Here is a 12,708-nt window from a genome sequence, read left to right as displayed (position 1 = left end):
CCGCCAGCCGTGTTATCCAGTGTCGAGGAGCGCCGACGCGGTCGACGCTGCCCGATAACTACAACAAGGAGTCCTGCATGAAACGTCGCGACATTCTTGCCGCCGCCGGTGTCGGTCTGGCCGCCACCGCGCTGGCCGGCTGCCAGAAGCAGAACGAGGGCACCCAGGGCGGCGCCGCCGCGCCGGCGGAAACCTTCACCTGGAAGATGGTCACCTCTTGGCCGAAGAACTTCCCCGGCGTCGGCGTCGGCGCCGAGCGCTTCGCCAAGCTGGTCAACGAGATGAGTGGCGGCCGCCTGCAGGTCAAGGTCTACGCCGCCGGCGAGCTGGTCCCCGCCCTCGAGGTGTTCGATGCGGTATCGCGCGGCACCGCCGAGATGGGCCACGGCGCACCCTACTACTGGAAGGGCAAGGTGCCGGCCGCGCAGTTCTTCTGCGCCCTGCCGTTCGGCCCCAACGCCCAGGAGATGAACGCCTGGCTGCACTACGGCGGCGGCATGCAGCTGTGGGAGGAGGTCTACAAGCCGTTCAACGTGGTGCCCTTCGCCTGCGGCGCCACCGGCGTGCAGACCGCCGGCTGGTTCAACAAGGAGATCAACACGGTCGACGACTTCAAGGGCCTGAAGATGCGTACCCCGGGCCTCGGCGGCGAGGTGCTGACCAGGATGGGCGGCACCGTGGTCAACCTGCCGGCCGGCGAGATCTTCACTGCCCTGCAGACCGGCGCCATCGACGCCACCGAGTGGATCGGCCCGTACAACGACCTGGCCCTCGGCCTGCACAAGGCGGCCAAGTACTACTACACCCCGGGCTGGCAGGAGCCCAACGTGACCTTCGAGCTGACCGTCAACCAGGCGGCCTGGGACAAGCTGCCGGCCGACCTCAAGGCGATCGTGCGCAGCGCCGCCCGCGACGTCAACGGCGACATGCTCGACGAGTACAACGCGCGCAACATGGAGGCGCTGGAGAAGCTCAGGGCCGAGGGGGTGGAGGTGCGCCGCCTGCCGGACGCGGTGATCGCCCGCCTGCGCGAGGTGGCCGCCGAGGTGGTCGAGGCCAGCGCCGCCGCCGATCCGGCCGCGAGCAAGGTGTGGGCGCAGCAGAAGGCCTACCTCAAGCGCCTGCGCGACTACGCCGAGGACAGCGAGAAGATCATCTACAACATCCGCAGCTGATCCGCCGCCGCGGCCGTGCGACACCGCCAGCGCCAGCCTCCGGGCTGGCGTTGCGCCGTCTGGCGTGCGGGCTCAGCCGCGGGCGGGCAACTGCCGGGTGCGGCCGTCGGCGTCGATGGCGACGAACACGAACACCGCCTCGGTGACCTTGCGCCACTCGCTGGTGCGCGGGTCGTCGCTCCACACCTCGATCAGCAGGCGCACCGAGCTGCGGCCGACGTCCACCGTCTGGGTATAGAAGGACAGCTGGGCGCCCATCGGCACCGGCACCAGGAAGGCCATGCGGTCGATCGCCACGGTGGCCACCCGGCCGCCGGCGATGCGGCTGGCCATGGCGGTGCCGGCCAGGTCCATCTGCGCCACCAGCCAGCCGCCGTAGATGTCGCCGAAACCGTTGGCGTCGCGCGGCAGCGCGGTGATCTGCAGGGCCAGGTCGCCTTGCGGGATGGGGTCTTCCTGTTCGAATTCGTTCATCGGGGGGAGAGGCTCGGGCGAGATTTGTTGTTGTGCCGGCAGCGGCTAGACCCGGTCGGTCCGCGCGCCCTCCCACTATATAACGGGTAGCCCGGAACCGTTGCTTGCGGGGTTGTTCATCCGCTCCAAGCAGCAATTGTGCCAAGGTCTAATGAGTCGCGACAGCACCTGCGACGAATAACCGCCGGGCGGGTTGCCGGATCCGGTGGCTCGTCACGCAATTGTCATATTCGCTTCATAGAGTGTTCATGCGGCCTCTCGATACTGGCCCCCGATCCAAACCATCTCCATCCGTTAGGAGCAAGGCATGAAATTGAAGCGTTTGATGGCGGCCATGACCTTCGTCGCCGCCGGCGTTGCCGCCGCCAGTGCGGTTGCCGCCGTCGACCCGGCTCTGCCGACCTACGAGAAGAGCACCGGCGTTTCCGGCAACCTGTCCAGCGTTGGCTCCGACACCCTGGCCAACCTGATGACCCTGTGGGCCGAGAGCTACAAGAAGCTCTACCCGAACGTCAACATCCAGATCCAGGCCGCCGGTTCCTCCACCGCGCCGCCGGCGCTGACCGAGGGCACCTCCAACCTCGGCCCGATGAGCCGCAAGATGAAGGACAACGAGCTGCAGGCCTTCGAGGAAAAGCATGGCTACAAGCCGACCGCCATCCCGGTCGCCGTCGATGCCCTGGCCGTGTTCGTGCACAAGGACAACCCGATCCAGAGCCTGACCATGCAGCAGGTCGACGGCATCTTCTCCAGCACCCGCCTGTGCGGTGGCTCGAACGTGAAGACCTGGGGCGACCTCGGCCTGACCGGCGAGTGGGCCGAGAAGCCGGTGCAGATGTTCGGCCGCAACTCGGTGTCCGGCACCTACGGCTACTTCAAGGAAGAAGCCCTGTGCAAGGGCGACTTCAAGCCCAACGTCAACGAGCAGCCGGGCTCCGCCTCGGTGGTGCAGTCGATCTCCAGCACCGTGAACGCCATTGGCTACTCGGGCATCGGCTACAAGACTGCCAGCGTGCGCGCCGTGCCGCTGGTCGACAAGCAGGGCAACGCCGAAGAGGCCAACGAGGCCAACGCCCTGGCCGGCAAGTACCCGCTGAGCCGCTTCCTGTACGTCTACGTGAACAAGGCGCCGAACAAGCCGCTGGCTCCGCTGGAGGCCGAGTTCGTCAAGCTGGTGCTGTCCAAGCAGGGCCAGGAAGTGGTGGTCAAGGACGGTTACATCCCGGTGCCCGCCAAGGTCGCCGAGAAGACCCTCAAGGAGCTCGGCCTGTAAGGCCGCAGCCGGCAACGGCACGGATGCCGCAGGCGCGAGCCTGAGCCAGTGCGACGCCCGCCACTCCCCTGGGAGTGGCGGGCGTCGCCACGTCACCACCCTGTAATCTTTGTGTCATAAACCCACGCTAGGGTGTGCGCATGAATGACTTGGCCCATGAAACCATGACTTCCTCCACAAAATCGCAACGTCTGGATTTCGACACGCCGGCGCTCCAGCGCAAGCGTCGACTGCGTGCGCTCAAGGACCGCCTGGCCGGCTGGTACGTGTCCATCGGCGGCCTGGCCGTGCTGGCTGCCATCACCCTGATCTTCTTCTATCTGGTCTACGTGGTCCTGCCGATCTTCGGTGGCGCCGAGCTGACGGCGCGCAAGGCCCAGCAGCCGGCCTGGCTGGCGCAGCAGGAGCAGCCGCTGCTGCTGGCCATCGAGGAACAGAACCAGGTGGCCATGCGCCTGGACCGCAGCGGCCTGGTGCAGTTCTTCGCGCTCAAGAACGGCGAGGCGCTGAGCAGCAGCCGCCTGGCACTGCCCGAAGGCAGCCGCATCGTCTCGGTCGCCGAGGATCAGCCGGGTAGCCACCGCGTGGCGCTGGGCCTGTCCAACGGCCAGGTGCTGGTGCTGCAGCACACCTACAAGGTGTCCTACCCGGACAACGTGAAGACCATCGTCCCGGTGGTCGAGTACCCGTTCGGCGAGGCGCCCATCGCCCTCGATCCGCAGGGCCGCGCGCTGGACACCGTGGGTATCAGCCTCAACGATTCGACCCTGCTGCTGGCCGCCTCCACCGGCGCCGAGCTGCACGTGCTCAGCCTCGAGCGCGAGGAGAACATGTTCACCGGCGAGATCAGCCAGAGCGAGCGGCGCATCGCCCTGCCGCAGATCGCCGACCCGATCCGTGCCCTGGACATCGATCCGCGCCACCAGTGGCTGTTCGTGTTCAATGGCCGTTCCACCGCCGACGTGTTCAACCTGCGCGACAACAGCCTGAACGGTCGCTACAACCTGGCTCGCGACGGCGACACCGAAATCACCACCGCCAGCCCGTTGCTCGGCGGCATCTCGCTGATGGTCGGCGACTCCAAGGGTGGCATCGCCCAGTGGTTCATGGTTCGCGATCAGAACGGCAAGGCCACCCTGACCCGCATTCGCGACTTCCAGCTGGACGACAGCCCGGTGACCCAGATCGTCCCCGAGGAGCGCCGCAAGGGTTTCGTCGTCCTCGACGCCAAGGGCACCGTGGGTATCTTCCACAGCACCGCGCATCGCACGCTGCTCACCGAGCAGGTCGCCGACGGCGCCGCCGTGGCCGCGCTGTCGCCGCGCGCCAACCGTCTGCTGGTGGAGAGCGACGGCCAGTTGCAGCGCTTCATCGTCGACAACCCGCACCCGGAGGTGTCGTGGAGCGCGCTGTGGGGCAAGGTCTGGTACGAGAGCTATGAGGAGCCCAAGTACGTCTGGCAGTCGACCTCGGCCAACACCGACTTCGAGCCCAAGCTGAGCCTGGCGCCGCTGGCCTTCGGCACCCTCAAGGCGGCCTTCTACGCCATGCTGCTGGCCGCCCCGCTGGCGATCTGCGCGGCGATCTACACCGCCTACTTCATGGCCCCGGCGATGCGCCGCAAGGTCAAGCCGGTGATCGAGCTGATGGAGGCACTGCCGACGGTGATCCTCGGCTTCTTCGCCGGCCTGTTCCTCGCCCCCTACGTCGAGGGCCACCTGCCGGGCATCTTCAGCCTGCTGCTGCTGACCCCGGTCGGCATCGTCCTCGCCGCCTGGATCTGGAGCCGCCTGCCGGAGCGCGTGCGCCTGTGCGTGCCGGACGGCTGGGAAGCCGCCCTGCTGATCCCGGTGGTGGTCGGCGTCGCCGCCTTCGCCCTGGGCATCAGCGGCCACCTGGAGAACTGGCTGTTCGGCGGCGACATGCGCCTGTGGCTGTCCAACGACCTGGGCATTCCGTTCGACCAGCGCAACGCCCTGGTGGTAGGTCTGGCGATGGGCTTCGCGGTGATCCCCAACATCTTCTCGATCGCCGAGGACGCCGTGTTCAGCGTGCCGAAGAGCCTGACCTTCGGCTCCCTGGCGCTCGGCGCCACGCCCTGGCAGACCCTGACCCGCGTGGTGATCCTCACCGCCAGCCCGGGCATCTTCTCGGCGCTGATGATCGGCATGGGCCGCGCGGTGGGCGAGACCATGATCGTGCTGATGGCCACCGGCAACACGCCGATCATGGACATCAACATCTTCGAGGGCCTGCGCACCCTGGCCGCCAACGTGGCGGTGGAGATGCCGGAATCCGAGGTGGGCAGTACCCACTACCGCGTGCTGTTCCTCGCCGCGCTGGTGCTCTTGGCCTTCACCTTCGTGATGAACACCCTGGCGGAGCTGATCCGCACCCGCCTGCGCAAGAAGTACGCGTCGCTCTGAGGCTCTGGAAAGGTAGACGTCCGTGAACGTGAAACAGCAAAACCTGAAAACCTGGTTCAAGAGCGGCACGCCCTGGGTGTGGATGACCGGCGGCGCGGTGTCGATCGCGGTGATCATGACCATCGGCCTGCTGGCGGTGATCGCCGTGCGCGGCCTCGGCCACTTCTGGCCGGCCGACGTGCTGGAAGCCGAGTACCGGGTGCCCGGCCAGGAAGCCAAACTGATTGCCGGCGAGCTGGTGCAGGCCGAGGAAGTGCCACGCGCGCGCCTGGCCGCCAGCGGTCTGCCGGTGGACGTCAAGGGCGGCGAGTTCATGACCCGCGAGCTGCTCAAGGTCGGCAACCGCGAGGTCTATGGCGCCGACTTCAACTGGGTGGTCGGCGAGTGGCTGGGCGAGACCCGCACTCCGGAGAACCTGGTGGTCCTCGAGCGCCGCGAGTGGGGCAACTTCTACGGCTACCTGCTGGCGGTCAAGGAGGGCGACCGGCTGGTCGCCGAAGGCGACGCGGCCTGGGCCGAGCTGCAGGCGCGCATCGAGCGCGTCGACCAGCTGCACAAGCATATCGACCGCCTGGAGAAGAAGGAGATCGGCCGCATCAACGCCGGTCTCGAGCGCCTGCGTCTGCAGACCCGCCGCCTTGAGCTGGAAGGCCGGCTGGACGCCGCCGCGCAGGCCGACCTGGACGCCGAGCGCGCCGAACTGGACGCTCGTTACAAGGTGCTGGAGGCGCAGCTGATCGGCTTGCAGGAGCAGTTCAACCGCGACAACGTGGTGGTTCGCACCGTCGATGGTCGCGAGCAGGAGTTCAGCCTGGGCAAGGTGGTGCGTGCCTTCCAGCCCAACGCCATGGGCACCTTCGCCAAGCTGGGCTTCTACTTCGCCAAGCTGTGGGAGTTCGTCAGCGACGATCCGCGCGAGGCCAACACCGAGGGCGGCATCTTCCCGGCGATCTTCGGTACCGTGATGATGACCCTGATCATGGCGGTGATCGTCACCCCGTTCGGCGTGCTGGCGGCCATCTACCTGCGCGAGTACGCCAGGCAGGGCACCCTGACCCGCATCATCCGCATCGCGGTGAACAACCTGGCCGGCGTGCCGGCGATCGTCTACGGCGTGTTCGGCCTGGGCTTCTTCGTCTACGTGCTGGGCGGCTCGATCGACCAGCTGTTCTTCGCCGAAGCGCTGCCGGCGCCGACCTTCGGCACCCCGGGCTTGCTCTGGGCGTCGCTGACCCTGGCGATCCTCGCCGTGCCGGTGGTGATCGTCGCCACCGAGGAAGGCCTGGCGCGCATTCCGCGCGCCCTGCGCGAGGGTTCGTTGGCGCTCGGTGCGACCAAGGCCGAGACGCTGTGGAAGGTGGTGCTGCCGATGGCCAGCCCGGCGATGATGACCGGCATGATCCTCGCCGTGGCGCGCGCCGCCGGCGAAGTGGCGCCGCTGATGCTGGTCGGCGTGGTCAAGCTGGCACCGAGCCTGCCGGTGGACGGCAACTACCCGTACCTGCACCTCGACCAGAAGATCATGCACCTGGGCTTCCACATCTACGACGTCGGCTTCCAGAGCCCCAACGTCGAGGCCGCCCGCCCGCTGGTGTACGCCACCGCGCTGCTGCTGGTGCTGGTGATCGCCCTGCTCAACCTGAGCGCGGTGTACATCCGCAACCACCTGCGCGAGAAGTACAAGGCGCTGGACCACTGACCGATTTCCGCCGCAGCCGGCGGGCCGCACGGCGGCCCGCGCTGCGCAACCGAACTGTGAGCGTAGGGAGTTCCCCATGTCGCAACAACATAGCCACGGCATCAACCTCGACAGCCTGGGCCGCAAGAAGCAGACCCTCGACCTGGCCAGCGAGCCGGTAGCCCTCGAGGTGCCCGGCCTCAACCTGTTCTACGGCGACAAGCAGGCGCTGTATGACGTGCAGATGAACATCCCGAAGAACCGCGTCACCGCGTTCATCGGCCCGAGCGGCTGCGGCAAGTCGACCCTGCTGCGCACCTTCAACCGGATGAACGATCTGGTCGACGGCTGCCGCGTCGACGGCGAGATCCGCCTCGACGGCCAGGACATCTACGCCAAGGGCGTCGACGTCGCCGAGCTGCGCCGCCGCGTCGGTATGGTGTTCCAGAAGCCCAACCCGTTCCCCAAGAGCATCTACGAGAACGTGGTCTACGGCCTGCGCATCCAGGGCATCAACCAGAAGCGCGTGCTCGACGAGACCGTCGAGTGGGCGCTGAAGAGCGCGGCGCTGTGGGACGAGGTCAAGGACCGCCTGCACGACTCGGCGCTGGGCCTCTCCGGCGGCCAGCAGCAGCGTCTGGTGATCGCCCGCACCGTGGCGGTGCAGCCGGAAGTGCTGCTGCTCGACGAGCCCTGCTCGGCGCTCGACCCGATCTCCACCCTCAAGGTCGAGGAGCTGATCAACGAGCTCAAGGGCCAGTACACCATCGTCATCGTCACCCACAACATGCAGCAGGCGGCCCGCGTCTCCGACTACACCGCGTTCATGTACATGGGCAAGCTGATCGAATACGGCGACACCGATACCCTGTTCACCAACCCGGCGAAGAAGCAGACCGAGGACTACATCACCGGTCGTTACGGCTAGCCCGAATGCGTAGGGTGCGCATGGCGCACCGCTTCCCGGTGCGCCATGCGCACCCTACAGTCAGCTTTTGCGGAGCCAATCCATGATCAACAAAGACGGTATCACCCATCACATATCCGCGCAGTTCAACGCCGAACTGGAGGACGTCCGCAGTCACCTGCTGGCCATGGGCGGCCTGGTCGAGAAGCAGGTCAACGACGCGGTCAACGCGCTGGTCGAGGCCGACTCGGGCCTGGCCCAGCAGGTGCGAGAGGTCGACGCGCAGATCAACCAGATGGAGCGCGACATCGACGAGGAGTGCGTGCGCATCCTCGCCCGCCGCCAGCCGGCCGCCTCCGACCTGCGCCTGATCATCAGCATCTCCAAGTCGGTGATCGACCTCGAGCGCATCGGCGACGAGGCGACCAAGATCGCCAAGCGCGCCATCGAGCTGTGCGAGGACGGCGAGGCGCCGCGTGGCTACGTGGAGATCCGCCATATCGGCGAGCAGGTGCGCAAGATGGTCCAGGAGGCGCTGGACGCCTTCGCCCGCTTCGACGCCGACCTCGCCCTGTCGGTGGCGCAGTACGACAAGAACGTCGACCGCGAGTACAAGAGCGCGCTGCGCGAGCTGGTCACCTACATGATGGAGGACCCGCGCTCGATCTCCCGCGTGCTCAGCGTGATCTGGGCGCTGCGCTCGCTGGAGCGCATCGGCGACCACGCGCGCAACATCGCCGAACTGGTGATCTACCTGGTGCGCGGCACCGACGTGCGCCACACCGGCCTGGCCAAGCAGGGGCCGGCCAAGGGCGGCGACAGCCAGGCCTGAGGCGCATTCGCCGGCGTCCGGGTGCCCGGTCGTCGGCTGCCGGCACGGCGCCGCGAGGCCGGTCACAACCCCGTGGCCGGCGACTCGCCCGGGTAGTGGCGGACTGCTAGTCTTGCCGGTAGTTCCGACTACCGACAGCCATGCCCATGATGTCCGCCCGCCTGCTCCTGCTGCCCCTCCTGCTGGGCCTGGCCGCCCCGGCCAGCGCGCTGACCGTCTACAAGCACGTCGACGCCAACGGCGTGGTCACCTACAGCGACCAGGCCCGCCCGGGCGCGCGGGTGTTCCAGTTCGCCGAGCCGGGCAGCGCGCTGCGTCGCCCCGCCGGCCCGCCGCAGCTGTCCGACGATCTCGCCCGCCAGGTCCGCCTGGACGTGCTCAAGCACGCCGGCGGCGACACCCTGCGGGTGCGCAACGAACTGTTCGCTCCGGTCGAGCTGGAGCTGCGCCTGGACGATGTCGCCAACGCCAGCGGCGCGCCGGACAAGCCGGTGCGCTGGATCCTGTCGCCGCGCAGCCAGATCCGCCTGCTGACCCTGGCGCCGCGCGATCCGGCGCAGCCGCTGCGCTACACGCCCAGGCTCAGCCACGCCCTCGGCGATCCGCGCCTGCTGCCCAAGCCCTATCGCTACCCGCTTCCCTGGCAGGGCGGGCCGTTCCGCCAGAGCCAGGGCGCCAACGGCCTGTTCAGCCACTTCACGCCCAAGGGCCGTCATGCGGTGGACATCGCCATGCCGGTCGGCACGCCGATCCTCGCCGCGCGCGGCGGCGTGGTGGTGAGCACGCGCAACGACCAGCCCGGCGCCACCCCCAACCCCGGCGGCAACCACGTGCGCATCCTCCACGATGACGGCACCATGGGCGTCTACCTGCACCTGCAGCAGGGCTCGGTGCAGGTCGCCGTCGGCCAGCGGGTCGGCGCCGGCACGCCGATCGCGCGCTCCGGCAACACCGGGCGCAGCACCGGCCCGCACCTGCACTTCGTGGTGCAGCGCAACGTCGGCCTGGCGGTGGAGTCGATTCCCTTCCAGTTCGCCCAGCCGGTCGACAGCCTGCCGCGCTTCGCCGTCGGCGGCGAGGACTGAGCGCAGGGGCGCATTCGTTCGCCCCGGCGGGGCCGGCGCTGCAGGGCTCAGCAACGCCAAGGGCCACCCCGCGGGGTGGCCCTTGGCGTTGGGCGTACCGGGCCGTGCGCTCAGCTCAGTCTGAGCACCTTGGCCATGACGATCTTCGGCCCCTTCATCTTCTTGACGATGATGCGCAGGCCGTGGGTCTCCAGGGTCTCGTCCTCGCTGGGCAGGCGCTTGAGGCTGTCGTAGATCAGCCCGGCGAGGGTCTCCGCCTCGACGTCGTCGAGGTCCACCTCGAGCAGGCGCTCGATCTTGAACAGCGGGGTGTCGCCGCGCACCAGCAGCTTGCCCGGCTGGTAGGCGAGCAGGCCGCGCTCGGTCTTGCGGTGCTCGTCCTGGATGTCGCCGACCAGCACCTCGAGCACGTCCTCCATGGTCAGGAAGCCGACCACCTTGCCGTCGGCCTCCTCGACCAGGGCGAAGTGCGCGCCGCCCTGGCGGAACTGCTCGAGCAGGCGGCTCAGCGGCATGTGCCGCGACACCCGCTCGATGGGCCGCAGGAGGGCGTGCAGGTCGAGGGCGGCGGTCTGTCCGGGGCCGGGCAGGGCCAGCAGCAGGTCCTTGATGTGCAGCACGCCGACGAACTGCTGCTCGGCGTCGAGCACCGGGTAGCGGCTGAACTTGTGGCGGCGGATCTCGGCGAGGATCTCCTCGAGGCTGGCGTCGGCCTCCAGGCACACCAGGTCCTCGCGCGAGTTGGCCCAGTCGACCACCTCCAGCTCGCCGAGCTCCACCGCCGAGGCCAGCACGCGCATGTCCTGGTCGCTGGGGTCGCGGGCGCGGCTGGAGTGGAGGATCAGCTTGAGCTCCTCGCGGCTGTAGTGATGCTCGTGGTGCGGCCCCGGCTCGCCCTGGCCGGCGATGCGCAGGATGGCGTTGGCGCTGGCGTTGAGCAGCCAGATCGCCGGGTACATCAGCCAGTAGAAGGCGTACAGCGGCGCCGCGGTCCACAGCGACAGCAGCTCGGGCCGGCGGATCGCCCAGGACTTGGGCGCCAGCTCGCCGACCACGATGTGCAGGTAGGAGATGATGAAGAACGCGGTGAAGAAGGCGATGGCGTGCACCAGCGCCGGCGAGGCGATGCCGAAGTAGCCGAGCAGCGGCTCGAGCAGGTGGGCGAAGGCCGGCTCGCCGACCCAGCCGAGGCCGAGCGAGGCGAGGGTGATGCCCAGCTGGCAGGCCGACAGGTAGGCGTCGAGCTGGCCGTGCACGGTGCGCAGGATGCGCCCGCGCCAGCCGGCGGCGGCGGCGATGGTCTCGACGCGGGTGGCGCGCAGCTTGACCATGGCGAACTCGGCGGCGACGAAGAAGCCGTTGAGCAGGACGAGCAGCAGGGCGAACAGGATGAGGCCGAAATCGGCGAAGTAGCTGGCGGCGGTGTAACCGGGGGAAGGGTCCATGGAGGGTCGGTCGCTGACGGAAAGACCCATAGGATGGAAGGTCATCCGCCGGCTTTCAAGTGCGCCGGCGGGCAGCGCCCCGGCCGGGGCGGATCAGGGCCGCGCCTGCTGGGCCGGCGGGAAGTGGCAGGTGAAGGTGCTGCCCTTGCCGGGCGTGCTGTCGATCTGCAGCTGGCCGTGGTGGCGGATCAGCACGTGCTTGACGATGGCCAGGCCCAGGCCGGTGCCGCCGGTGTTGGCCGAGCGGCTGGCGTCGACCCGGTAGAAGCGTTCGGTGAGCCGCGGGATGTGCTTGGCCTCGATGCCCAGGCCGCTGTCCTGCACGCTGAAGTGCGCGCCGGTTTCGTCGCCCCACCAGCGCAGGCGGATCTCGCCGCCCTCCGGGCTGTACTTGACCGCGTTGAACACCAGGTTGGAGAAGGCGCTGCGCAGCTCCGCCTCGCTGCCCTTGAGGCGCACCCTGGCGTCGGCCTCCAGGCTGATCGCGTGGCGACCTCCGGACAGCGCCTGGGCGTCGGCGCGGATGCTGGCGAGCAGCAGGTCGACGCTCACCGGCTTGTTGTCGGCCGGGTAGTCGGTGGCCTCCAGGCGGGCCAGCAGCAGCAGGTCGTTGAGCAGGTTCTGCATGCGCGCGCCCTGCTGCTGCATCTGCTGCAGGGCGCGGCGCCAGCGCGGCTGGATCTCCTCGACGTTGTCCAGCAGGGTCTCCAGGTAGCCGGTGAGCACGGTCAGCGGCGTGCGCAGCTCGTGGGAGACGTTGGCGACGAAGTCCTTGCGCATCTGCTCGAGCTGGTGGACGCGGGTCACGTCGCGCACGATCATCAGGTGCTCGCCGTTGCCGTAGAGGGTCAGCTGCAGCTGCAGGCGGATGTGGTCGTTGACCGGCGAGGGCAGCTCCAGCGGCTCGGGATGGTGGTCGCGCTCGAAGTACTCCTTGAAGCGCGGGTGGCGGACCAGATTGGTGATCGGCTGGCCGCCGTCCTGCTTGCGCTTGAGGCCGAGCAGCTGGCCGGCGGCGCGGTTCCACCACTCCAGGTTGCCCTGGCGGTCGAGCATGATCACCCCGTCGCGCAGCGCGGCGGTGGATTCCTGCACGCGGTCGATCACCGCCTGCAGGCGGCCGCGGGCGCGCAGGTTGCGTTTCTGCAGGTGGTAGATCTGGTCGAACACCTCGCCCCACACCCCGGAGCTTTCCGGCGGCAGCTCGTCGGCGTCGGCGGTGCGCAGCCAGTGGTGCAGGCGCAGCAGCTGGCGCAGGTTCCAGTACAGGTAGGCGGACAGGCCGGCCAGCAGTGCCCAGGCATACTGACCGGTGATCAGGCCGGCGAGCAGGCAGACACCGACCAACAGCAGCAGGCGGCGGATGAGGATGCCGCGCCAGTCTTGATTCACCTTGCGATCCTTGTGAGGCGG

General features: G+C 68.5%; 10 protein-coding genes. 7 read left to right on the top strand and 3 right to left on the bottom strand.

Translation table 11 applies throughout. The annotated features are described in order from the left end of the window. The first annotated feature begins 77 nt into the window (after positions 1 to 77). Positions 78 to 1,175, top strand: coding sequence for a TRAP transporter substrate-binding protein (locus tag BLT78_RS16815; protein ID WP_090350733.1), 1,098 nt, complete (start codon positions 78 to 80; stop codon positions 1,173 to 1,175). Between the two features lie 72 nt (positions 1,176 to 1,247). Here BLT78_RS16815 and BLT78_RS16810 read toward each other — a convergent pair whose 3' ends face one another. After that, positions 1,248 to 1,649, bottom strand: coding sequence for an acyl-CoA thioesterase (locus BLT78_RS16810; protein ID WP_090350731.1), 402 nt, complete (start codon positions 1,647 to 1,649; stop codon positions 1,248 to 1,250). A 307-nt stretch (positions 1,650 to 1,956) separates the two neighbouring features. Here BLT78_RS16810 and BLT78_RS16805 point away from each other — a divergent pair, with 307 nt between their 5' ends. From BLT78_RS16805 to BLT78_RS16780, 6 genes are all read left to right on the top strand, one after another. Further along, on the top strand, positions 1,957 to 2,922 hold the full coding sequence (locus BLT78_RS16805; RefSeq protein ID WP_090350728.1) for a PstS family phosphate ABC transporter substrate-binding protein: 966 nt from the start codon (positions 1,957 to 1,959) through the stop codon (positions 2,920 to 2,922). Positions 2,923 to 3,062: 140 nt separating this feature from the next. Continuing rightward, positions 3,063 to 5,348, top strand: a complete 2,286-nt coding sequence (locus BLT78_RS16800; protein ID WP_090350724.1) for an ABC transporter permease subunit — start codon at positions 3,063 to 3,065, stop codon at positions 5,346 to 5,348. 82 nt (positions 5,349 to 5,430) lie between these two features. Beyond that, positions 5,431 to 7,047 (top strand): phosphate ABC transporter permease PstA, encoded by a 1,617-nt coding sequence (gene pstA, locus BLT78_RS16795; RefSeq protein ID WP_408003115.1) that lies wholly within the window; start codon positions 5,431 to 5,433, stop codon positions 7,045 to 7,047. A gap of 76 nt (positions 7,048 to 7,123) precedes the next feature. After that, positions 7,124 to 7,954: a phosphate ABC transporter ATP-binding protein PstB gene (gene pstB / locus BLT78_RS16790; RefSeq protein ID WP_090350720.1), complete on the top strand. Its 831-nt coding sequence runs from the start codon at positions 7,124 to 7,126 to the stop codon at positions 7,952 to 7,954. A gap of 82 nt (positions 7,955 to 8,036) precedes the next feature. Continuing rightward, on the top strand, positions 8,037 to 8,765 hold the full coding sequence (phoU, locus tag BLT78_RS16785) for a phosphate signaling complex protein PhoU (RefSeq protein ID WP_090350716.1): 729 nt from the start codon (positions 8,037 to 8,039) through the stop codon (positions 8,763 to 8,765). Between the two features lie 149 nt (positions 8,766 to 8,914). Beyond that, on the top strand, positions 8,915 to 9,850 hold the full coding sequence (locus BLT78_RS16780) for a peptidoglycan DD-metalloendopeptidase family protein (RefSeq protein WP_090352371.1): 936 nt from the start codon (positions 8,915 to 8,917) through the stop codon (positions 9,848 to 9,850). Positions 9,851 to 9,960: 110 nt separating this feature from the next. Here BLT78_RS16780 and BLT78_RS16775 read toward each other — a convergent pair whose 3' ends face one another. Next, positions 9,961 to 11,295 (bottom strand): hemolysin family protein, encoded by a 1,335-nt coding sequence (locus BLT78_RS16775; protein WP_090350711.1) that lies wholly within the window; start codon positions 11,293 to 11,295, stop codon positions 9,961 to 9,963. Between the two features lie 93 nt (positions 11,296 to 11,388). Continuing rightward, complete coding sequence (gene phoR / locus BLT78_RS16770; RefSeq protein WP_090350707.1) at positions 11,389 to 12,687, bottom strand: phosphate regulon sensor histidine kinase PhoR; 1,299 nt, start codon at positions 12,685 to 12,687, stop codon at positions 11,389 to 11,391. Positions 12,688 to 12,708 lie beyond the last annotated feature (21 nt).

It is taken from the genome of Pseudomonas oryzae (genome assembly GCF_900104805.1).
In the GTDB taxonomy this organism is placed as follows: Bacteria; Pseudomonadota; Gammaproteobacteria; order Pseudomonadales; family Pseudomonadaceae; genus Geopseudomonas; species Geopseudomonas oryzae.
This window is presented reverse-complemented; position numbering and strand designations above follow the sequence as displayed.

Coding starts and splice junctions, on each gene's coding strand:
- phoU (WP_090350716.1), top strand. CDS start 8,037: ATGATCAACAAAGACGGTATCACCCATCACATATCCGCGCAGTTCAAC.
- BLT78_RS16810 (WP_090350731.1), bottom strand. CDS start 1,649: ATGAACGAATTCGAACAGGAAGACCCCATCCCGCAAGGCGACCTGGCC.
- BLT78_RS16815 (WP_090350733.1), top strand. CDS start 78: ATGAAACGTCGCGACATTCTTGCCGCCGCCGGTGTCGGTCTGGCCGCC.
- BLT78_RS16775 (WP_090350711.1), bottom strand. CDS start 11,295: ATGGACCCTTCCCCCGGTTACACCGCCGCCAGCTACTTCGCCGATTTC.
- BLT78_RS16780 (WP_090352371.1), top strand. CDS start 8,915: ATGTCCGCCCGCCTGCTCCTGCTGCCCCTCCTGCTGGGCCTGGCCGCC.
- BLT78_RS16800 (WP_090350724.1), top strand. CDS start 3,063: ATGAATGACTTGGCCCATGAAACCATGACTTCCTCCACAAAATCGCAA.
- pstB (WP_090350720.1), top strand. CDS start 7,124: ATGTCGCAACAACATAGCCACGGCATCAACCTCGACAGCCTGGGCCGC.
- pstA (WP_408003115.1), top strand. CDS start 5,431: ATGACCGGCGGCGCGGTGTCGATCGCGGTGATCATGACCATCGGCCTG.
- BLT78_RS16805 (WP_090350728.1), top strand. CDS start 1,957: ATGAAATTGAAGCGTTTGATGGCGGCCATGACCTTCGTCGCCGCCGGC.